Below are 20,176 nucleotides of genomic sequence, written 5' to 3' on the forward strand. Positions count from 1 at the left end.
CCGGAGCGGGGACCGTACCGTGGAGGTGTGTACCGGTTCCTGCTGACCCCGCGATGGTGGGGGATCAACCTCTTCGTCGTGCTGGCCATCCCGTTCTGCGTCTTCATGGGCACCTGGCAGCTCGGCCGCTTCGAGGACCGCGTGCAGACGCACGACGCCGCCGAGAAGCAGCCTGCCCCGGGCACGAGGGCCGCCAAGCCGATCGACGACCTCCTGCCCGTCGACACGGTGACGTCCGGCCGTCCCGCGACCGCGACCGGCCGGTACGCCGACCAGTTCCTGGTGCCCGGCCGGGAGTTGGACGACAAGAGCGGCTTCTACGTCCTGAACCTGCTCCGTACGGACAGCGGCAAGGCCCTGCCCGTGGTGCGCGGCTGGCTGCCCGGCGAGCCCGGCCACACCGCCGTGCCCGCCGCACCGACCGGCAAGGTCACGGTCACCGGCGACCTCCAGGCATCCGAGAACGCCGGCACGGCGGGCGTCGACGCGGCGGGCGGGCTCCCGCGCGGGCAGGTCGGCATGATCAGCGCCGCGTCCCTGGTCAACCTCGTCCCGTACGACGTCTACGACGCCTGGGTGACGCTCCAGGACACCGGCGCGGCCGGCGGGCTGCGCCCCGTACCGGCCGCCGTGCCGCAGGGCACCGGACTCGACCTGAAGGCCTTCCAGAACCTCGGCTACACCGGGGAGTGGTTCGTCTTCGCCGGGTTCGTGCTCTTCATGTGGTTCCGGCTGGTCCGCCGCGAGACCGAAGCGGCACGCGACCTGAAGCTGGGCATCGTCGCGGCCACGGATGCGGACGCGGGTGTGGGGGCGGATACGGGCGCGGACGCGAACGCGGGCCCGGCTGCGGGCGCGGCTGCGGCTGCGGGCGCGGCTGCGGCTGCGGGCGCTGCTGCGGCTGTGGGCCCGGGTACCGCGGTGGGCCCGGGTACCGCGGTGGGCGCGGGCTCCCGCCCGGTGGATCCCGCCGACCCCGACGTGAGCGTCGGCACCGTCTGAGGACGTACACACGTGAGGGGGGCCGCCCGCCGAATCGGCCGGTGATCCCCCTCACGCATGCGTCATACGCCGTACGCCGCAAACCGCGCCGTGCCCTCGCCCCGCGTCACGCGGTGGGGGCCAGCACCCCGGTCCGGTAGATCGTGCCCGCGCAGGCATTGCTGATCTTCGTCTCCGCGACCGGTGCACCCGCCTCCGGCGTGTGTGTGACGGCGACACTGCCGTCCAGCGACCCGCCACCGTCCTCGCTGCCGAACTGCGGATTCATGTCGGCGGACCCGTCCCCGCTGCCCGTACCGGGACCGGTGGCGGTGGCGCCGCCCGTGCTGTCGGTGCCGCCCGTCGGGGTCGGGCTCGGTGAGCCTCCGGCGGTCGGGCAGGTGTCCTTCGGCACCCAGGCGAACTTCACCTCGTACGCCATGGACGGCTTCAGCAGCACCGTCCCCTGCTCCTGCGAGGGGTCGGGCAGCCCGGACGCCGCGTCACCCGCCGTGTGCTGGACAACCGTGATCTCGGCCGGGTCGGCCGCGCCCATCGCCTGAAAGCCCACGCTTCCGCTGCTGCTCACCGAACAGTCCGTGCCGGAGACGTTGGCGATCCGGAACCTGCCGTACACCGTGCCGTCGGCACCGGCCGCGTCCGTCTCGGCCGAGTCGACCGAGAGCTGCCCGGGATCGCAGTTCGGCCCGGCCGCCGCCTCGGACGCGGACGGGTCGGCAACCCCGCCGACCAGCCCGCCGTCGGCGCCCTGGCCGCGGCTGTCGGACGGGCTGCTCGGGCTCGCGGGACGGTTCGGGCCGCCGTCGGCCTGCCCGTCGCTGCCACCGCCGTCGCTCTTCCCGTCGGTCCCCGAATCCCTCTCGGTGCCGTTGCCGCCCTGCGCCTGCTCGCCGTGCCCGGCTATCGCGGGATTGGCGGCGTTCGAACCTTCGGAGTTCGCCACATGGACGAAGGCGGGGACGGCCGTGCCGATGAGCAGCGCCGCCGCCGCCATCCCGACGGCGGCCTGCCGTCGCCTGGCGCGCCGGGCGGGCACCGCGCGCTGCAGGAGGTCGAGAGTGCCGTCGCCGGGCTCGATGTGCTCGACGGCCCCGCGCAGCATGCGGCGCAGCGCGACCTCATCGATGTCCGCATCGATGCCCGCACCCACGCCCGCGTCCGCACCCGAGTTCACCCGCGAGGCGCTCTCCGACCCGCGCTTCTCCGACCTACGCTCCTCAGGCCCGCGCTTCTCCGACCCGTCGCGCTCCGACCCGTCGTTCACCATTCCGTTTCCCGTCGGGTCATTCCAAGGCTCACGCTCGTGGCCGTGCTCGGGGCCGTTCTCGGGGCTGTTCTCAGGGCCGTTCTCACGGCTGTTCTCACGGCTGTTCTCGGGGCCGTTCTCGTTCGTGTGGTCGCGCCTGCTCATACCTGCGCCTCCATCACGACGCGCAGCGCCGCGATCCCGCGCGAGCCGTAGGCCTTGACCGAGCCCAGGGATATGCCGAGCGTCTCGGCCACCTGGGCCTCCGTCATGTCCGCGAAGTAACGCAGCACCAGAACCTCCCGCTGGCGCCGTTGCAGCCCCCGCATCGCCTTGATCAGCGCGTCCCGCTCCAGTTGGTCGTACGCGCCCTCCTCCGCGCTCGCCATGTCCGGCATGGGCTTGGAGAGCAGCTTCAGCCCGAGGATGCGTCGACGCAGCGCCGAACGCGACAGGTTGACGACGGTCTGGCGCAGATACGCGAGTGTCTTCTCGGGGTCCCGTACCCGGTTCCGCGCCGAGTGCACGCGGATGAACGCCTCCTGCACCACGTCCTCACATGAGGCGGTGTCGTCCAGGAGCAGAGCCGCGAGGCCCAGCAGCGAACGGTAGTGGGCGCGATAGGTCTCGGTGAGATGGTCGACCGTCGTTCCGGCAGCCACGCTCTCCTCAGCACCCTCGCGCTGCGACGGCAGCCGCGCGGGACGCGCAGCGGGCATGGGCGCGATCACCGGCATACCGCCGGGCGCGCGGGGCCGTCTGAGCGGCCGCACCGAAGCGCCGCGCAGGGGGCCCACCACTGTGATATCGAGAACCTCTGCCACGCCAGTTGGACACGTTTCCCCCCGTCAGGGTTGTACGCCCGCAGCACCGCGTTCGACACGGTGCGACATGCCCTCATACGTACCTGCTCTTCCCCGAATGCCCCGACTGTGCGCCCCGCCGCGCAAGAGGTGACCGCATAGACGCGCGACGTCCGGCCGGCGGTTGCAACAGGCCGAAAGGTCATCGTCGGACACCCTGACACCCCAGCTCAAGAGGTTCAGTCCTTCAACTTACTCACAGGGTGTTCACAGAATGCGTATAAACAGGTCCGATCAGGACCGAGGGAATTCGGCGGCCACCGATTCGGCGATCTGCGCCACGTTCAGCGCCGCGCCCTTGCGGAGGTTGTCGCCGCAGACGAACAGTTCCAGCCCCCGGGGATCGTCCAGCGACCTGCGCACCCGCCCGACCCAGGTCGGATCGGTGCCCACGACGTCGGACGGTGTCGGGAAGTCCCCCGCCTCCGGGCTGTCGTACAGCACCACGCCCGGGGCCGTCGCAAGGATCTCGTGGGCCCGGTCGACCGCGATCTCGTTCTCGAACCGTGCGTGCACGGACATCGAGTGCGTCGCGATCACGGGTACGTAGACACACGTCGCCGCCACCCGCAGGCTCGGCAAATCCAGGATCTTGCGGCATTCCTGACGGATCGCCAGTTCCTCCGATGACCAGCCGTCGCCGGCCGCGGTCCCGGCCCAGGGCACCACGTTGAGGGCCACCGGTGCGGCAAAGGGGCTGCCTTCCGCGTCGCCCACGGCCCGTCGTACGTCTCCGGGCTTCGTGCCCAACTCCGTACCGGCCACCATCGACAGCTGTTCGCGCAGCGCCGCCACGCCGTCGCGGCCCGCCCCGCTCACCGCCTGGTACGAGGAGACGACCAGTTCCCGCACGCCGAATTCGGCGTGCAGCGCACCGACCGCGACGATCAGCGAGAGCGTCGTGCAGTTCGGGCTCGCGACGATGCCGCGCGGCCTGATCCGTACGGCATGCGGATTGATCTCGGGCACGACCAGCGGAACGTCCGCGTCCAGCCGGAACGCGGCGGAGTCGTCGATGACGACCGTGCCCTTGGCGGCGGCGATCGGCGCCCACTGCGCGGAGACGTCGTCGGGCACCAGGAACAGCGCCACGTCGACACCGTCGAAGACGTCCTCGGTGAGTTCGAGGACCTCGCTCTCCTCGCCGCGTACGACCAGCTTGCGGCCGGCCGAACGCGGCGAGGCGATCAGCTTCACCTCGCCCCAGACATCCGCGTGCTGCGAAAGGATCTGGAGCATGACGCCGCCGATCGCCCCGGTCGCTCCGACGACCGCGAGCGAAGGACGGCGGGCGGTCATCGGCCGGTGCCCCCGTAGACGACGGCCTCGTCGGAATCGCTGTCGAGGCCGAAGGCGGTGTGCACGGCGCGCACGGCCTCGATGACGTCGTCGGCGCGGGTGACGACCGAGATGCGGATCTCGGATGTCGAGATCAGCTCGATGTTCACCCCGGCGTCCGAGAGCGCCTCGAAGAAGGCCGCCGTGACGCCCGGGTTGGTCTTCATGCCCGCGCCGACCAGGGAGATCTTCGCGATCTGGTCGTCGTAGCGCAGCGACTCGAAGCCGATGGTGCCGCGGTTGCGCTCCAGGGCGTCGATGGCCTTGCGGCCCTCGGCCTTCGGCAGCGTGAACGAGATGTCGGTCAGACCGGTCGACGCGGCGGAGACGTTCTGCACCACCATGTCGATGTTGACCTCCGCGTTCGCGATGGTGCGGAAGATCGCGGCGGCCTCGCCCGGCTTGTCGGGCACGCCGACGACGGTGATCTTGGCCTCGGAGACGTCATGGGCGACTCCGGAGATGATCGCGTGCTCCACCTTCTGGTCCCCTTGCGGCTCGTTGCTGACCCAGGTTCCGCGCAGTCCGGAGAAGGACGAGCGGACGTGGATCGGGATGTTGTAACGGCGTGCGTACTCCACGCACCGGTGCAGCAGCACCTTGGAGCCGGACGCGGCCAGCTCCAGCATGTCCTCGAAGGAGATCCAGTCGATCTTCCGGGCCTTCGTCACGACCCGCGGGTCGGCGGTGAAGACACCGTCCACATCGGTGTAGATCTCACAGACCTCGGCATCCAGCGCCGCCGCGAGCGCGACAGCGGTGGTGTCGGACCCCCCGCGGCCGAGCGTGGTGATGTCCTTCTTGTCCTGGGACACACCCTGGAACCCCGCGACGATCGCGATGTTCCCCTCGTCCAGCGCCGTACGGATACGGCCCGGCGTCACGTCGATGATGCGCGCTTTGTTGTGGACCGAGTCGGTGATGACGCCTGCCTGGCTGCCCGTGAACGACTGGGCCTCGTGGCCCAGGTTTTTGATCGCCATCGCCAGCAGGGCCATGGAGATCCGCTCTCCGGCGGTCAGCAGCATGTCGAACTCGCGCCCGGCAGGTATCGGGGATACCTGCCCGGCGAGATCGATCAACTCGTCCGTCGTGTCGCCCATCGCTGACACCACGACAACCACCTGGTTGCCGTTCTTCTTGGCATCGACGATTCGCTTGGCGACGCGCTTGATGCCTTCGGCATCGGATACGGAGGAGCCTCCGTACTTCTGCACGACAAGGCCCACGTGCGCTCCTCGCTCGGTCCATTACTGCGGTCGGCTCAGTTTAACGAGCAGTCCGAAAACACCCCGTCGCTACCACATGGTGAGATGTCCCGCTCAGTACGTGATCATCGGCGTGTCGCTCCGAACCGCTCGTACGGGGCTGCTGCCCGCCGATCGGGCCCGCACTCCCGTATGTGGTCCAGCCCACACGCGCGGTGCGCCGGGTCCACGATGTACGAGCTGTCCACCTCCAGCGTGGACCGGAACCCCACGGTCCGCTCTTCGGGGGCCTCCACCATGCGTACGCCGCTCCGCGCGCTCCCCCTGCTCCTCACCCTCGCCGCGGCCCCTCTCGCGGCGTCTCCCGCCCACGCGGGCGCGACGCGGGGGTGAGGGACGGCGGCCGGTCCGCGCCCCGCTACTGCACCGGCCGTAGCCCCAGCGGTCCGGCGATCTCCTCGGCCATCACCCGGCCCGCTTCCTCGGCCAGCTCGTCGTCGGCGGTCTCCGAGTCCGTGTCCAGCCCGTCCAGTTCCTGGAGGGGCTGGTTGAGGCGGATGTGGGCGATCAGGGACTGGAGGGCGCGCAGGGTGGCGGACGCGGTGGAGCCCCAGTTGGAGAAGTAGGAGAACTGCCACCACCACAGGGCCTCGGTCGTGCGGTCCTCTTCGTAGTGGGCCAGGCCGTGGCGCAGGTCGGTGACCAGGTCGGCCAGGCCGTCGGAGATACGGGCCGGGACCGGGGCCTTGCGGGGCTCGTACGGGTCGAAGACCTCGGAGTAGACGTCGATCGGCTCCAGCAGGTCGGCGAACCGCTCGCGCAGGCCGTCTGCGTCCGGCTCCGCGCCCAGGTCGGGCTCGTAGCGCTCGTCGGGGACGATGTCCTCGTACGCGCCGAGCCTGCCGCCCGCCAGCAGCAGCTGGGAGATCTGGAGCAGCAGGACGGGTACGGCCTCCTCGGGCTCCGCGACCTTGGACACCTCGGTGACCGCGACGATGAACGTCTTGATCTGGTCGGCGATCTGGACAGCGAAATCGTCGGGGTCCTGCGTGACGGAGTTCAGCGTGGCGTCAGACATCGAGGGGACCTCCCGTGGGCACGGTCGCGAACGGTGAGTAGAACATAGCGTCGCTGAACGTAAAGCCGTCGTGAGTCGCAAAGACAGTCGCCACGAGAACTTCGGACGACGAAAAAGACGAAAGAGACGACGAAGAGGGCGAAGGGGGCAAAGAATCAGAAACGGAAGCAGACGCGGAAGCGGAAGCGGACGCGGACGCGGAGACGAACGCGGACGTGGAAACGAACGCGGACGTGGAAACGAACGCGGACGTGGAAACGAACGCGGACGCGGACGCGCGCGTGGAAGCGTCAGACATCGAGCAGGCGCCTCCCCTCGAAGGCGCGGCCCAGGGTGACCTCGTCCGCGTACTCCAGGTCGCCGCCCACCGGCAGACCGCTGGCCAGTCTGGTGACCCGCAGACCCATCGGCTTGATCATTCGAGCCAGGTACGTCGCGGTGGCCTCGCCCTCCAGGTTGGGGTCGGTGGCCAGGATCAGTTCCGTGATCGACCCGTCGGCGAGACGGGCGAGCAGCTCGCGGATGCGCAGGTCGTCGGGCCCGACGCCCTCGATCGGGCTGATCGCGCCGCCGAGCACGTGGTAGCGGCCCCGGAACTCACGGGTCCGCTCGATCGCGACGACGTCCTTCGGCTCCTCGACCACACAGATGACCGTCTGGTCGCGGCGCGCGTCCCGGCAGATGTTGCACTGCTCCTGCTGGGCGACGTTGCCGCAGACCGAACAGAACCGGACCTTGTCCTTGACCTCCAGGAGGGCATGGGCGAGGCGGCGCACATCGGTCGGCTCGGCCTGCAGGATGTGGAAAGCGATCCGCTGCGCGCTCTTGGGACCGACGCCGGGCAGCCTGCCCAACTCGTCGATGAGGTCCTGAACCACGCCTTCGTACAACGGGATCGCCTTCCTGGTCCTGAGCTATGAATACAACGTACGAGTTCTGGCCGCAGGTCAGAAGGGGAGACCGGGCATGCCGCCCAGACCCTGGGCCAGCGGGCCGAGCTTCTGCTGCTGAAGCTGCTGCGCGTTCTCGTTCGCCGCCTGTACCGCGGCGACGACGAGGTCCGCGAGCGTCTCGGTGTCCTCCGGGTCGACGGCCTTCGGGTCGATCACCAGGGCCCGGAGCTCGCCGGAGCCGGTCACGGTCGCCTTCACCAGACCGCCACCCGCCTGACCCTCGACCTCGGTCCTGGCCAGCTCCTCCTGGGCCGCGGCGAGGTCCTGCTGCATCTTCTGGGCCTGCTGCAGCAGCTGCTGCATATTGGGCTGACCACCACCGGGAATCACGGTCACTCCTGGCAATTCGACGACAGAATGTTTCGGTACGCCGAGCCTACGTGGTCACCGCGCAGCGCGCCCCACCCACTGGCATGCAACTCTTTCGAGTGAGTTTCAGGCAACGTCGGCGAGACTCCTATACCTGATCACAGGCCCCGTGCACCCGGGAATACTGCGATTTTGACCCCACGGCCCACCATTCGGCGGTAGGAAGGGCATGCGCATCAGACACACAGGCGCACCACTCGTCACGCAAGGTTACGTACGCGGGAGAGTCAGCCACGCCGGAGAGCAGTGATCAGCCCACCGTCGAACACACCGCCACACATCAGGCGTCGCTACGCAGAATGCAGAGGAGTACCCCGGTGAGTCAGCCGGAGATGCAGCCCGAAGGGCCGCCCCGCAACGAGCCCGGTTCGGCCGGCTCGGCCGGTTCCTCCGGTTCGCGCTCCGGCGCACGCGGCCGGGGCCGGGATCTGACCGGCACACCATTCCCGCTCGGCGACTGGGGCGAGCCCGCCGAACGCCTCGACGAGCTCTACCGCTGGGTCGAGGCCGATGCGCTGCGCACCGCCGACTGGTATCTGAACGACCGGGTGTGGAAGCGGCGCGGCGCCAGGGCCCTGCGGATCGGTACGGCGGCCGGGGCGGTCGCGGGCGCCGCGCTGCCGTTGCTCGATCTCACCGGGGCGCTGAGCGGGGCGGCAGGATGGGGCTATCTGTCGCTGCTGCTGGGCGCCGCGTGCATGGCCTGCGACCGGTTCTTCGGCCTGACCTCGGGCTGGATAAGAAACCTCGCCACCGCCCAGGCCGTGCAGCGGCGGCTCCAAGTGCTGCAGTTCGACTGGGCGTCGGAGTGCGTACGGGAGGTGCTCGGCCCGACCGAGGGCACGGCCAGCGAGGCCGCCGAGCGGTGCCTCGGGGTGCTGCGGCGGTTCTCGGAGGACATCACGGAACTCGTGCGGACCGAGACCGCGGACTGGATGGTGGAGTTCCGGGCCGGGCCCGCGCCGATGGGGATGCAGGCGCTGTCGTCGGGCAGCGGGGGCGCGGGGCGCACGGATCAGGGGGCGGTGCCGGGCCGGTTCCCGATGCAGACGATGGCCCGGCCGAACATGCCGCGGCAGCGGCCTCCGGAGTCCCCGCGGTGATTCCGCCGCGGTGACGCCGGGGCGGAATCACCGCGGGGACTCCGCCGCGGTGACGCCGGGGCGCGTGGCCGTCGCTGCGCCGGGTCCCGGTATCCGGTCAGCTGAAGATGATCATGGAGCCTTGGGCGAGGCTGCGTGTGGCCGCCGCGTGCAGGCCCAGCCAGACGTGCCGCTCGCGGGCGAACGGACTGTCGTCGTACGGAATCGGGCCCGCCGGTTCCTCCAGGGACGTCGGTGCGGCGGGTGGCAGCGGGGCGGCCGGCGGGTTCGTCGGGTCGATGCCGACGGACGGGGCGACGAACTCCAGCTCCCGCAGCAGCCCGTGCGCGGAACCGAGCGGGCCGCCGCCCGCCAGCAGGTCGTCGCTGGAGAGCGGAGCGGCGAAGTCCAGCGGGACGTACGCCCCCGCGTGGTCGTAGTGCCAGACCAGGTGGGACTGCTGGGCCGTCGCCTCGAACATCTCCAGCAACTGCTCGTAGTCCCCGCCCAGTTCGTCGACGGGCGTGACGGCGAGGCCGCTGACCTGGAGCAGATAGGCGCGGCGCAGGAAGTGCAGGGCGTCGTAGTCGAAGCCCGCGACCGGAGCGACGTCGCCGGTCAGGCCCGGCATGTAGGCGTACACGGGGACGGGCGGCAGCCCGGCCTCGCTCAGCGCCTTGTCGTAGACGGCTATCTCTTCGGCGAACGGGTTGTCGGGGCTGTGGCACAGCACATCGACGAGGGGGACCAGCCACAGGTCACAGGCCACGAAGTCTCGCTCTCCCACGGGTGCGCATCGAAGTCATCGGGTATCGGATCAGGTTCATCGGGTTGTTCACGATGGTCGGGACAGCGTAATGCGGTGAGCTCATTGCGCACAGTGGCCGACGGCCGCGGATGGGCGCCGACGGTATCCCGCAGCCGCCGACCCACGGTTGCCGACCCACAGTCACCGGCCCACAGTTGCCGACCCGCAGCCGCCGACCCGCAGTCACCGTCCCGCAGTTGCCGACCCGCAGCCGCCGACCCGCAGTCACCGTCCCGCAGTTGCCGACCCGCAGCCGCCGACCCGCAGTCACCGGCCCACAGTTGCCGGGTCAGAGAGTCGGAGGCTGAGGCTCCGGCTGCGGCCCCTCGGCGGCCGGCGCCTGTTCGGCCGGCTCCGGATCGTGGCCCGGATGCGCCGGGTCTCCGGCCGCGAGCCGCTCCGCCCAGTTCAGCGCGTGCGTGTTGTAGTCGTCCATCACCGCGCACACCGCGTCGCGGTCGCCGAGGGTGATCGCCGCGACGAGCTCCGGATGGCCGTGCCACAGCCAGTCCCGGGCGCCCGCGTCGTGGCGCAGGTATGGAACCGCGAACACCCATGCCTGGACGCGCAGCCGGTGCAGGAAGTCGGTGATGTAAGTGTTGTCGACAAGCGCGCCCAGCTCACGCCAGAACCGCAGGTCGTACCCGATGAGGATGTCGAGGTCGCCGCCCCGGGCCGCCCGCGCGGCCTCCTGGGCCCTGCGGCGTACGGAGACCAGATGGTCCCGGTACGCCACCTTCTGCGCGACCGACAGCACCGGCCCGCAGATGAGGCCGCGGATGACTGCGTCGATGACCAGGGTCCGGGCCTCGACCATCGACCGGTAGTCGGCGACGGTGAACTCCCGCACCCGGAAGCCGCGGTGCTGATCCGATTCGAGCAGGCCCTGCGCGGAGAGATCGAAGAGCGCCTCGCGCACCGGAGTCGCGGAGACGCCGTACTGCTCGGCGATCTGCTTGACGGTGAATTCCCGCCCCGGCCGCAAACGCCCGGCAAGCACTTCGTCACGCAGCGCGTCCGCGATCTGCTGCCGCAGCGTACTGCGGGTCACAGCTCCGCTCGCGCACATGGCGCCCCTCCCCTTTTTCGGCTTTCGGTCACCTTAAGCCAGGGTCGCCGTGCCCGGATCCGGGCAGGGCGAGGGAGGGGAGGGGCGTGGCGGGTGCGGCCGCGTGGGCCGCGCCGCTACACCGTGTACTCGTCCGCGACCGACAGCGCCGCGTCGAGAGCCGCGAGGCCCTCCTCGGCCTCGGCCTCGGTGATGTTGCAGGCCGGAACGGCGTGGGTGCGGTTCATGTTGATGAAGGGCCACAGGCCGTTCTTCTTCGCCGCCGCGCCGAAGGCCGCCATCGGCGCGTTGGCCTCGCCCGTCGCGTTGTACGGGACCAGCGGCTCGCGGGTCTCCTTGTCGCGGACCAGGTCCAGCGCCCAGAACGCGCCGAGGCCGCGGACCTCGCCGACCGACGGGTGGCGCTCGGCGAGTTCGCGCAGGCCGGGGCCGAGGACCGTCTCGCCGATGTGGGCGGCGCTCTCGATGACCTTCTCGTCCTCCATCACGTGAATGGTGGCGACCGCGGCCGCGCAGGCCAGCGGGTGGCCGGAGTAGGTCAGTCCGCCCGGGTAGGCGCGGGTCTCGAAGGTGGCGGCGATCTCGGCGGAGATGGCGACGCCGCCGAGCGGTACGTAACCGGAGTTGACGCCCTTGGCGAAGGTCATCAGGTCCGGCACCACGTCGAAGTGGTCGGCGGCGAACCACTTGCCGGTGCGCCCGAATCCGGCCATCACCTCGTCGAGGATGAAGACGATCCCGTACCGGTCGCAGATCTCGCGCACGCCCGCGAGGTAGCCGGGCGGCGGCGTCATGATGCCAGCCGTGCCGGGGATCGTCTCCAGGATGATCGCGGCGATGGTGGCGGCGCCCTCGAAGGCGAGGGTGTCCTCCAGGTGCTGGAGCGCGCGGGCGCATTCCTCGGCCTCGGTCTCGGCGTGGAACGGCGAACGGTAGAGGAACGGGGCCCAGAAGCGGACGACGCCCGCAGAGCCGTTGTCGGACGGCCAGCGGCGCGGGTCGCCGGTCAGGTTGATCGCGGTGGAGGTGGCGCCGTGGTACGAGCGGTAGGCGGAGAGCACCTTCGTACGGCCGGTGTGCAGCCGGGCCATCCGGACGGCGTTCTCCACGGCCTCCGCGCCGCCGTTGGTGAAGAAGATCTTGTCCAGGTCGCCGGGGGTGCGCTCGGCGATGAGGCGTGCGGCCTCGGAGCGCGCCTCGATCGCGAACGCAGGGGCGAAGGTGGCGAGTTTGCCCGCCTGCTCCTGGATCGCGGCGACGACGGCGGGGTGCTGGTAGCCGATGTTGGTGTAGACGAGGCCGCTGGTGAAGTCCAGGTAGCGATTGCCGTCGTAGTCCCAGAAGTACGCCCCCTCGGCGCCGGCGACGGCGAGCGGGTCGATCAGGCCCTGGGCGGACCAGGAGTGGAACACGTGCGCGCGGTCGGCGGCCTTCACGGCCGCACCGGCAGCGGGGTCGACATGCGGGGCATGCGAGGCATGAGGGGTCATGCCGTGAGCGTAGGCGGCGCCGGGAGCGGATCGATATGGCCACCTTGTATGGCGTGCGGCTCTCTGGTGGGCAGGGTGTCGCGTCGGCCCCACACAGTATGTTTGACAGCAAGCTGTCATGCTGACAACGTGTTGCCATCGCCGCCCCGGCGGCTCCCCGAATCCAGGAGGCGTCATGCCCCGCAGGACCCTGGTACATCTGGCCGTGTACGACGCCTACGCCGACTGGGAGACCGGGCACACCACGGCCCATCTCGCCCAAGCCGGATTCACGGTGCGTACGGTCGGGCCCACCACCGATTCCGTCACCACCATGGGCGGGCTGCGCGTCCAGCCCGATCTCGCGCTCGCGGAGCTGCGCCCCGAGGACAGCGCGCTCCTGATCCTCACCGGCGCCGGTCTCTGGGACTCCGGCGACGAGCTCGCCCCCTTCGCCCGGACGGCCCGCGCCTTCCTGGACGCCGGGGTGCCGGTCGCCGCGATCTGCGGTGCGACGGCGGGGCTGGCCCGCGAGGGTCTGCTCGACGACCGCGCCCACACGAGCGCGGTCTCCTTCTATCTCGCGGCCACGGGGTACGGGGGTGGTGAGCGGTACGTCGACGCGGACGCGGTGACGGACGGCGACCTCATCACGGCCGGGCCGACCGAACCGGTCGCGTTCGCCCGTGAGGTCTTCGCACGGCTCGGGGTGTACGAGGGTGCGAAGCTCGACGCCTGGTACCGGCTCTTCCACGACTCGGACGCGAGCGCGTACGAGGTGTTGCAGGGGTGAGTCGCGCACAGCAGGACGCGCTCAGCCGGACCGCGCTCGGCGTCTTCCGCCTGAACGGCCAATTCCTGGCGGTGTCGGAGAAGTTGGCCAGGCCGGCCGGGCTGACCGCGGCGTGGTGGCAGGTCCTCGGCGCGGTGCTGGCCGAGCCGTTGCCCGTGTCCGGGATCGCCCGCGCCATGGGGATCACGCGGCAGAGCGTGCAGCGGATCGCTGATCTGCTGGTGGGGAAGGGGCTTGCGGAGTACGTACCGAATCCGGCCCACCGGCGCGCGAAGCTGCTCCGCCCCACGGAGACGGGCCGGGCAGCCGTGTCCCGGATCGGCCCCGGCCACGCGGAGTTCGCGGCGCGGCTGGCGGAGGAGCTGGGGGAGGCGGAGCTCGCGGAGACGGTACGGGTACTGGAGCGGTTGTCCGCGGCGGTGGAGGCGGTGGAGGCAGCAGGCACGCCCGGCCCGCCCGAGGCCTGAGGACGGAACCACCCCCGGCCCGCCCGAGGCCTGAGAACGGAACCACCCCCGGCCCGCCCGGCGTCTGACGACGAAACCGAGGGAGGATTCACCGGACACCCCGCGAGCGGACGTGAAATACCGGACCCACCGGGGCACACCCCGCGCCGCTATTCTCAACGCGTTCCGGCGTATCGCCGCACGGGGGAGGACGCACACCATGGAAAAGCTCGGGCCCGCCGACCCACAACGCATCGGCGCCTACCGCCTGCTGGGCCGGCTCGGCGCAGGCGGCATGGGCCAGGTCTATTTGGCCCGCTCCGACCGCGGCCGCACCGTCGCGATCAAGCTGGTACGCGGCGACCTCGCCGAGCAGGGGGAGTTCCGCGACCGCTTCCGCCAGGAAGTGCGGGCCGCCCGCCAGGTCGGCTCCGTCTGGACCGCCCCCGTGCTCGACGCCGACACCGAGGCCGCCGTGCCCTGGGTCGCGACCGGATACGTCGCCGGCCCCTCCCTCCAGGCCACCGTCTCCGGTCGCGCGGGCGCTCGCGCCGGGGCGGCTTCCGATACGTACGGTCCCCTGCCCGAGCGTTCGGTGCACATCCTGGGTGCCGGTCTCGCCCACGCCCTCCAGGCCATCCACGCCGCCGGACTCATCCACCGCGACCTCAAGCCCTCCAACATCCTGCTGACGATCGACGGACCGCGCGTCATCGACTTCGGCATAGCCCGGGCACTCGACACCGTGGCCGACGGCGGCCTCACCCGCACCGGGGCCCTGGTCGGTTCGCCCGGTTTCATGGCACCCGAGCAGGTGCGCGGCGAGCGTGTGACCCCGGCGTGCGACGTGTTCTGCCTGGGCTCGGTACTGGCGTACGCGTCCACCGGCCGGCTTCCGTTCGGTTCGTCCGACAGCGGCGTGCACGCGCAGATGTTCCGGATCGCCCAGGAGGACCCGGACCTGACCGGCGTCCCCGTGGACCTCGTCGAACTGATCAGGGACTGCCTGAGCAAGGACCCGGACGCCCGCCCGACGACGGACGCGATCCTGGAACGCCTGGCCGACGACGACACGACGGAACCCTGGCTTCCGGGCGCGCTCATCGCCCAACTCGGGCGTCATGCGGTCGAGTTGCTCGACTCCGAGGACCCGGAGGAGGCGACGGAGGGGGCGGCGGCCGCGGAGGCGGCAGCAGCGGCCGAGGAGGCTCCCCTGCCGGAGATGGCACCCCCGACACCCCCGGCCCCCACGGACCGCCCCGTCCACACACTTCCCACGATCACCGGCCCCCCGCCTCCGCCCTCCGGACCCCCCTCTCCCGCGTACGGCTATCCACCGCTGCCCACCCAGCCGCACCCCGGCCAGGGCTTCGGCCCTCAGCAGAACCACCCCGGGTACGGGTATCCGCAGCAGCACCCGCCTCAGAACCACCCACAGCAACCGCAACAACCGCAGCCCGGCTTCGGCGCCACACCGCCGTACGGCCCCCTCTACCCCGGCGCCCCGCAGCCCGTCCCCGAGCCCGCCCGTCGCGGCAGGGCGTCGACCATCGCGCTCATAGCCATCGCCGTGCTCGTGGCCATAGGCGCGGGCGGGTCCGTCTACGCGCTCATGAACGACAAGGGCCCGGGGCCCGCCCCTTCCCCCACCGCCTCCCCGTCCGCGTCGGACTCGCCCGGCGTCGACGACCCTTCGCCCGTGAACCCGGATCCCGATCCGGACCCGGACCCGTCCTCCTCCGACGACCAGAAGAACAGCGACGGCCCCGTCCCGGCCGGCTACCTCGGCACCTGGTCGGGCTCCATCGACAACGCCGCGGGCCACTCCACCCGGAACCTCGTCATCCAGCAGGCCACGGTCGGCCAGACCGTCCTCACGCTCACCGCGGACGGCCCGCTCGACACCGGCGGCACCTACCACTGCGTCTTCCAGGCGGCCCTGGCCGCGGAGCCGTCCCCCAGCGGACCCGTCGAGGTCGGCCCGTCCACGGTCACGGTCGGCGAGCCCATGTCGTCCTGCACCGCGGGCAAGGCCACCACGCTCACCCTGCTCCCGGACGGTTCCCTGCGGCGCGAGAACACCGACAGCGGCGAACAGCTCACGTACACGAGGGCCGACTGATCAGAGCAGGCTGCGCACCGTGAGCCCGATGCCCACGGCGAGCACGGCCACCGCGGTCAGGACGCTCCCGTACGGGGTGTACCGCCGCAGGGCAGGCAACCGCCGCTCGCCCAGCAGCATCGTCAGCAGGACGGCGAGCAGCCCCACCGGAACGGTCAGGTCCCGGCCCGAGGTCAGCGCGGTGAGCCGGTTCTCCAGCGCCGGGACGAGGATCGCGCCCCGGTCCACGACAGGCGCGGCTCCGACCGCCTGTGGCCCGGCGGCCCCCACCGCACCCCCCCATCCGGCTCCGTACGGAGGTCCGCGCCGACCACGTCCAGCGCCTGTCCGGCACCACCACCGGTCGGGTACCTGCGCAGCACATCGCTCCAACTGTGCTCGGGAACGGAGGAGCTGACGAGCCGCAGCCCGTTCCCGGCCGCGGTGATCTCCTTCCAGCCGGTCCTGCCGCGTCCACGCCCGAGACGAAGGTCACGTCGGCCGGCCGCGAGAGATCGGCGTCGGCCCGCAACGCGCAGGTCAGCCGGGCGATGGACAGGCCCGCCGCCCCCTTCCCGTACGTCAGCGCGCTGCGTCCGACGTGCCAGGTCAGCTGCTTGCCGTCCACCGAGGCCCGGGTCCGCCCGGCCAGTTCCGCGCACCGCTCCCCGGCCCGCGCAGCGGCCTCCGGTGCCGAGATCGTCCCGTCCCGGTTCCTGTCGGTGGCGGCCTCGTCCTGGGCGGTGGGGATCTCCGCGCCGTCGAGGACGGCCGTGTCCTCGATCCTGTCCGGACGGCCGGGGCTTCTCCATGCCGATCGGTTCGACGGCAGGTGACGGTCTCGACTCCCGCGGCCGCATCTTCTACCCCGGTGGTCTCAACTTCCACCACGCCGCCTCGAACAGGACCATCACGCTGAAGCCGACCTACATCCGCGTGATGCCGACCCCCGGCTATTCGGCGGGTGTAGCGGTGAACGGTGTGCCGATCAGCGACGAGCTGGTGATCGCGGACACGACTCTCGTCGAGGTCCTGCTCGGCGCTCGCCCCAGCCCCACGGGCTTCCGGCTGGAAAAGGTGCCGTTCCGCATCACGGCCGAGGCTTCCAGGATGTTCACCGAGGTGACCGGCAGGCCGGGTCCGCGCGTCGGCAGCCGGCTCGGCACGCTCACCCCGAACTTCGACTACATCCCGGGCCGCACCTCGCCCATCGGCTTCCCGGGCTTCTGCCCCTTCCCGGCGCCCGAACGTCCCTGGCGCCCCGCCTTCCCGTTTCGGCCGATGCCCAGCCGGTCCCTTCACGGACCGGCCGGGTGTCGGCCGTTTCGTGCTGCCCGCGGCCGTTCAGCCCAGCAGTGCCCACGCCGCGTTGAGCAGCAGCAGGGCATGGACGAACCGGTCCGGCGCGGTGGGCGGAAAGTGCCACGCCAGTGGTCAGGTACGGCCCGACAGCACGGGGATCGGTACGTAACTGAGCCGGCCCCCCGTCGCGTTCAGCGGAGTCGCCCCGTTCGGCCAGGACTTGCGTACGGTGCTGCCGGCCGGGACCAGGAAGTACACCGCCCGCCGCCCGTTCGCCTCGGTGACGACGGGACCGGGTTCGCCGCCCGTAATCGCTTCCATTAGTTCGGCCAGCCGACGCCCTTCGTCGCCGTCCACGCGCACGGCGTCGAATTGCACGCCCACTTTGCGCAGTTGAAATCCGGAGTACGGAATCCAGTTCAGTTCACTTTTCGGCGCATTCACAGGACCAGCCTGACCCTCGTTGGTTACCGTTTTACGTGACTGACGAGGGGCGTCGCACACCCGTTGACCTGCGCAAACTTCCCTGCAATCCAGTTGAGTTCGGCGGGGCCGAGTAGTGACCGGTTGAGACCGGTTGAGCCGGAAAGGGATCGCAATGGCGCGAGCGGAAAACAAGGAAATGGCGAGTCCGACGGCGAAGTTGGTGGCCGATGTGGCCAAGAAATCCCGTGTTCGGAAGAAGTTGACTCAGGACCAGCTCGGCAAGGGCATTGGATTCTCGGCGGCGGCCGTGAGCGCGATGGAGACCTGCGCGCAACCGGCCAGCGACGAGATGCTGGCCGGCTTGGAGCGGGCACTCGGGGACGGTATGGGCTTGTTCGAGCAGGCGAGGATCTACATGCGGATGGAGGCATACCTACCGCAGTTCAAGCCCCATGCACCTCTTGAGCAGGCGGCATTGAGCCTTCATCTGTACTCGATGCAGGTTGTGTATGGCCTGTTCCAGACGGAGGACTACGCACGGGCTCTGATCGGCGGCGGATATCCTCCGCTGTCGGAGCAGCGGGTGGAGCAACTGGTTGAGGCTCGCATGGTCCGCAAGATGCTGTTCGACCGGGAGCCGTCGCCCATGATCGAGCTAATCCTTGAAGAGTCAGTGCTCACGCGGTTCATCGGCAACGCGTCCATCATGCGAGCGCAGATGCGGTACCCCGCTGAGTGCGCCCGCCGTCGTAACGTCACATTCAACGTCCTGGCGCTGGACTGCGGGAAGTTCGGAGAGTACACAGGTGCTCGTGGCGAAATTACGCTGTTGGAGACTCCGCTACACGAGCACCTCGTCTACCTGGAGCCCCAGGACGAGAGTCTGCTGATCAGCGACCCGGCAAAGGTGAGCACATACGCCCAGCGCTATGCGAAGATCCGATCACAGGCCATGGGTCCTCGTGAATCGCTGGCCCTCATCGAGCAGTTGGCAGGAGCAGAGGAATGAGCAACACCCTGCGCTGGTTCAAGTCCAGCGACAGCGGCGGCCAGTGCATCGAAGTGGCCTTCGACTGGCGCAAATCCTCGTACAGCAGCAACAGCGGCGGCGAATGCATCGAGGTCGCCGCCTGCCCCGACGCCGTCCACGTCCGGGACTCCAAGGTGCCCGAAGGGCCCACCTTCGCCGTCGCCCCCGGCGCCTGGTCGGCGTTTCTCACCTGGGCGAACTGACAGTTGGCGGGTCGGCACCGGCGTTGACCGGTGCGCTCGCCCCGTCCTTCCGTCGGCCCGCCCGCAGCAGTACCCCTTCTGCAGAACGTGACACTTCGCCCTCCACGTGTCACGTTCACGCGGACCCTATAGCCGGACCCCACCCTTCACCGCACCCGCTGCCCCTCCGTACAACGTGACACTCACCCCCACGCCTGTCACGTTGTGTAACAACCCCTATGGGTGGGAGCGGGGCGAAGCCGCCCGGGCAGGCCGGTTTCTGCGCCAGGCTCGCCCCATGCGTCCACGTTCCTCGTACAAGGCACCGCCGTCACAGACCCTGATCTACTCCGCCGTGGTGCAGAGCATGGCCGAACACGGGCCCCGCAAAATGAACATGGCCCTCGCGGCACGAATCGCCGAAACCGATCGCCAACTCCTCTACCGCAACTGGCCCGATCGCCAGGTGCTCGTCCGCGAGGCCGCAGAGAGCGAGTTGCAGCGCGTCCTGTTCGTTGCGAGTGATCTGCTCTCCGAGCAGGAGGGCGTGTGCCAGGTGGCCGAAATGATCGTGCGTGCTGCACGAATGGTGCGCGAGCACCCCGTGACCCGGACGACCGCACGCACCGACCCGGACCTGCTGCGGAACGCCCTGCTCGATATGGACACCCGGTTGCACGGGCGGGCCAGGTACTGGCTGGAAGGCCTGTTTCCGGAACCGCTGGCCAGGACTCTTCCGCCCATGTACTGGCTGCGGGACGTTCTGCTCACCATCGCGGCTCCCTTCGCGCTCACACCGCCGGAGGAGCCTCACACGGACTCCGGACCCGCGGACTCCTCACATGCGGACTACTCACGCCCGGACACCTCACGCCCGGACACCTCACGCACGAACACCTCACGCACGAACACCTCACGCGCGGCCCTCGACCGGCGGCTCCGCGTCACGCTGCACGTGTGTCTCGGCGCCGCCCCGGACTGCCCCTGCACCTCGGCCTCACCATGAACGGGCCCTCGCCGACCTCATCCATGTCCGACAGCGCGGGCCGGGCGGGTGTCCAGCCCCGTACCCGGTCAGTCAGGAGCGGCGGTTGTGGGCGCCGGGTGTCGGCCGATCTGTATGTGCCGTTCTCCCTGCGCGTCACCCTTGGCCAGGACTACCTACCTCGGCGTGTGGGCACCGCAGGGGGCATCACTCTGGGCCTGGCCGTCAGCATCGGCGGTATCGCCGGACCGGTCATCGGCGCCGTCGCCGTCGCCACATCCTTGCAGACCGCCCTCGCCCCGCTGATCGTCCTGCCCGCGGTCGGCTGGGTTCTCCTGCGTACCCTGAACGAGGCCGAGTTGCTCGATACGGCCACCGGCCGCCCGTCGGCCACGACACAAGAAAAGGACTCGAAACCGTGACCGA

21 protein-coding genes and 2 pseudogenes are annotated in these 20,176 nt (G+C 70.3%); 10 read left to right on the plus strand and 13 right to left on the minus strand.

Going from position 1 to position 20,176, the window contains the following annotated elements:
• Positions 1-27 precede the first annotated feature (27 nt).
• Positions 28-1,002: an SURF1 family protein gene (locus OH735_RS17115; protein WP_406382407.1), complete on the plus strand. Its 975-nt coding sequence runs from the start codon at positions 28-30 to the stop codon at positions 1,000-1,002.
• A 106-nt stretch (positions 1,003-1,108) separates the two neighbouring features.
• On the opposite strand, the gene OH735_RS17120 is transcribed toward OH735_RS17115, so the two are convergent.
• From OH735_RS17120 to OH735_RS17150, 7 genes are all read right to left on the minus strand, one after another.
• Complete coding sequence (locus tag OH735_RS17120) at positions 1,109-2,413, minus strand: hypothetical protein (protein ID WP_406382408.1); 1,305 nt, start codon at positions 2,411-2,413, stop codon at positions 1,109-1,111.
• Positions 2,410-2,985, minus strand: a complete 576-nt coding sequence (locus tag OH735_RS17125) for a SigE family RNA polymerase sigma factor (RefSeq protein WP_384453454.1) — start codon at positions 2,983-2,985, stop codon at positions 2,410-2,412. Before OH735_RS17125 ends, OH735_RS17120 begins: the two co-directional genes overlap by 4 nt.
• A gap of 360 nt (positions 2,986-3,345) precedes the next feature.
• A complete protein-coding gene (locus OH735_RS17130; protein ID WP_406382409.1) occupies positions 3,346-4,410 on the minus strand; it encodes an aspartate-semialdehyde dehydrogenase in 1,065 nt (354 codons plus the stop codon).
• Entirely contained in the window at positions 4,407-5,678 is a 1,272-nt protein-coding gene (locus OH735_RS17135; RefSeq protein WP_406382410.1) for an aspartate kinase, read from the minus strand. The genes OH735_RS17130 and OH735_RS17135 overlap by 4 nt, the downstream gene beginning before the upstream one ends.
• A gap of 397 nt (positions 5,679-6,075) precedes the next feature.
• Positions 6,076-6,735, minus strand: a complete 660-nt coding sequence (locus OH735_RS17140; RefSeq protein WP_406382411.1) for a DUF5063 domain-containing protein — start codon at positions 6,733-6,735, stop codon at positions 6,076-6,078.
• A 290-nt stretch (positions 6,736-7,025) separates the two neighbouring features.
• A complete protein-coding gene (recR, locus tag OH735_RS17145) occupies positions 7,026-7,625 on the minus strand; it encodes a recombination mediator RecR (protein ID WP_351086039.1) in 600 nt (199 codons plus the stop codon).
• A 57-nt stretch (positions 7,626-7,682) separates the two neighbouring features.
• Positions 7,683-8,018 carry a YbaB/EbfC family nucleoid-associated protein gene (locus OH735_RS17150; RefSeq protein WP_266365457.1) on the minus strand — a complete coding sequence of 112 codons (336 nt, stop codon included), beginning with the start codon at positions 8,016-8,018 and terminating at the stop codon, positions 7,683-7,685.
• 356 nt (positions 8,019-8,374) lie between these two features.
• On the opposite strand from OH735_RS17150, the gene OH735_RS17155 reads away from it, so the two are divergent.
• Positions 8,375-9,160 (plus strand): SLATT domain-containing protein, encoded by a 786-nt coding sequence (locus OH735_RS17155; RefSeq protein ID WP_406382412.1) that lies wholly within the window; start codon positions 8,375-8,377, stop codon positions 9,158-9,160.
• A 97-nt stretch (positions 9,161-9,257) separates the two neighbouring features.
• On the opposite strand, the gene OH735_RS17160 is transcribed toward OH735_RS17155, so the two are convergent.
• The 3 genes from OH735_RS17160 to OH735_RS17170 all read right to left on the minus strand — a co-directional run bounded on the left by OH735_RS17160 (position 9,258) and on the right by OH735_RS17170 (position 12,506).
• Entirely contained in the window at positions 9,258-9,908 is a 651-nt protein-coding gene (locus OH735_RS17160) for a hypothetical protein (protein WP_406386604.1), read from the minus strand.
• 328 nt (positions 9,909-10,236) lie between these two features.
• Positions 10,237-11,016, minus strand: a complete 780-nt coding sequence (locus OH735_RS17165; protein ID WP_406382413.1) for a GntR family transcriptional regulator — start codon at positions 11,014-11,016, stop codon at positions 10,237-10,239.
• Positions 11,017-11,132: 116 nt separating this feature from the next.
• Entirely contained in the window at positions 11,133-12,506 is a 1,374-nt protein-coding gene (locus tag OH735_RS17170) for an aspartate aminotransferase family protein (RefSeq protein WP_406382414.1), read from the minus strand.
• Positions 12,507-12,681: 175 nt separating this feature from the next.
• Here OH735_RS17170 and OH735_RS17175 point away from each other — a divergent pair, with 175 nt between their 5' ends.
• The 3 genes from OH735_RS17175 (at position 12,682) to OH735_RS17185 (ending at position 15,846) form a co-directional block, all read left to right on the plus strand.
• Positions 12,682-13,278: a type 1 glutamine amidotransferase family protein gene (locus OH735_RS17175; protein ID WP_406382415.1), complete on the plus strand. Its 597-nt coding sequence runs from the start codon at positions 12,682-12,684 to the stop codon at positions 13,276-13,278.
• Positions 13,275-13,745, plus strand: a complete 471-nt coding sequence (locus OH735_RS17180) for a MarR family winged helix-turn-helix transcriptional regulator (RefSeq protein WP_406382416.1) — start codon at positions 13,275-13,277, stop codon at positions 13,743-13,745. Before OH735_RS17175 ends, OH735_RS17180 begins: the two co-directional genes overlap by 4 nt.
• A 199-nt stretch (positions 13,746-13,944) precedes the next feature.
• The gene (locus OH735_RS17185) at positions 13,945-15,846 is read left to right on the plus strand and encodes a protein kinase domain-containing protein (RefSeq protein WP_406382417.1); all 1,902 of its coding nucleotides are present in this window, start codon (positions 13,945-13,947) and stop codon (positions 15,844-15,846) included.
• Here OH735_RS17185 and OH735_RS17190 read toward each other — a convergent pair whose 3' ends face one another.
• Entirely contained in the window at positions 15,847-16,074 is a 228-nt protein-coding gene (locus OH735_RS17190) for a hypothetical protein (RefSeq protein ID WP_406382418.1), read from the minus strand.
• A 302-nt stretch (positions 16,075-16,376) separates the two neighbouring features.
• Here OH735_RS17190 and OH735_RS17195 point away from each other — a divergent pair, with 302 nt between their 5' ends.
• The gene (locus tag OH735_RS17195; RefSeq protein WP_406382419.1) at positions 16,377-16,661 is read left to right on the plus strand and encodes a hypothetical protein; all 285 of its coding nucleotides are present in this window, start codon (positions 16,377-16,379) and stop codon (positions 16,659-16,661) included.
• 117 nt (positions 16,662-16,778) lie between these two features.
• Here the strand turns inward: OH735_RS17195 and OH735_RS17200 are convergent, their stop codons facing one another.
• Together OH735_RS17200 and OH735_RS17205 are read right to left on the minus strand one after the other, a co-directional pair.
• On the minus strand, positions 16,779-16,997 hold the full coding sequence (locus tag OH735_RS17200) for a hypothetical protein (RefSeq protein WP_406382420.1): 219 nt from the start codon (positions 16,995-16,997) through the stop codon (positions 16,779-16,781).
• Positions 16,998-17,169: 172 nt separating this feature from the next.
• Positions 17,170-17,505 (minus strand): annotated as a pseudogene (locus tag OH735_RS17205) (hypothetical protein).
• Positions 17,506-17,725: 220 nt separating this feature from the next.
• On the opposite strand from OH735_RS17205, the gene OH735_RS17210 reads away from it, so the two are divergent.
• From OH735_RS17210 to OH735_RS17225, 4 genes and pseudogenes are all read left to right on the plus strand, one after another.
• Complete coding sequence (locus OH735_RS17210) at positions 17,726-18,562, plus strand: Scr1 family TA system antitoxin-like transcriptional regulator (RefSeq protein ID WP_406382421.1); 837 nt, start codon at positions 17,726-17,728, stop codon at positions 18,560-18,562.
• The gene (locus tag OH735_RS17215) at positions 18,559-18,786 is read left to right on the plus strand and encodes a DUF397 domain-containing protein (protein ID WP_406382422.1); all 228 of its coding nucleotides are present in this window, start codon (positions 18,559-18,561) and stop codon (positions 18,784-18,786) included. Before OH735_RS17210 ends, OH735_RS17215 begins: the two co-directional genes overlap by 4 nt.
• A gap of 277 nt (positions 18,787-19,063) precedes the next feature.
• Positions 19,064-19,771 (plus strand): TetR/AcrR family transcriptional regulator, encoded by a 708-nt coding sequence (locus tag OH735_RS17220; protein WP_406382423.1) that lies wholly within the window; start codon positions 19,064-19,066, stop codon positions 19,769-19,771.
• A 101-nt stretch (positions 19,772-19,872) separates the two neighbouring features.
• Positions 19,873-20,172, plus strand: a pseudogene (locus OH735_RS17225) (MFS transporter); the annotation flags it as partial.
• Between the last annotated feature and the right edge of the window lie 4 nt (positions 20,173-20,176).

The organism is Streptomyces sp. NBC_01618 (genome assembly GCF_045209435.1).
GTDB lineage: Bacteria > Actinomycetota > Actinomycetes > Streptomycetales > Streptomycetaceae > Streptomyces.

Bases quoted from the DNA above. Each gene is read 5' to 3' on its own strand.
- OH735_RS17165 (WP_406382413.1), bottom strand. From the start codon at position 11,016: ATGTGCGCGAGCGGAGCTGTGACCCGCAGTACGCTGCGGCAGCAGATC.
- OH735_RS17130 (WP_406382409.1), bottom strand. From the start codon at position 4,410: ATGACCGCCCGCCGTCCTTCGCTCGCGGTCGTCGGAGCGACCGGGGCG.
- OH735_RS17215 (WP_406382422.1), top strand. From the start codon at position 18,559: ATGAGCAACACCCTGCGCTGGTTCAAGTCCAGCGACAGCGGCGGCCAG.
- OH735_RS17220 (WP_406382423.1), top strand. From the start codon at position 19,064: ATGCGTCCACGTTCCTCGTACAAGGCACCGCCGTCACAGACCCTGATC.
- OH735_RS17185 (WP_406382417.1), top strand. From the start codon at position 13,945: ATGGAAAAGCTCGGGCCCGCCGACCCACAACGCATCGGCGCCTACCGC.
- OH735_RS17170 (WP_406382414.1), bottom strand. From the start codon at position 12,506: ATGACCCCTCATGCCTCGCATGCCCCGCATGTCGACCCCGCTGCCGGT.
- OH735_RS17195 (WP_406382419.1), top strand. From the start codon at position 16,377: ATGGACAGGCCCGCCGCCCCCTTCCCGTACGTCAGCGCGCTGCGTCCG.
- OH735_RS17125 (WP_384453454.1), bottom strand. From the start codon at position 2,985: ATGCCGGTGATCGCGCCCATGCCCGCTGCGCGTCCCGCGCGGCTGCCG.
- OH735_RS17175 (WP_406382415.1), top strand. From the start codon at position 12,682: ATGCCCCGCAGGACCCTGGTACATCTGGCCGTGTACGACGCCTACGCC.
- OH735_RS17140 (WP_406382411.1), bottom strand. From the start codon at position 6,735: ATGTCTGACGCCACGCTGAACTCCGTCACGCAGGACCCCGACGATTTC.
- OH735_RS17210 (WP_406382421.1), top strand. From the start codon at position 17,726: ATGGCGCGAGCGGAAAACAAGGAAATGGCGAGTCCGACGGCGAAGTTG.
- OH735_RS17120 (WP_406382408.1), bottom strand. From the start codon at position 2,413: ATGAGCAGGCGCGACCACACGAACGAGAACGGCCCCGAGAACAGCCGT.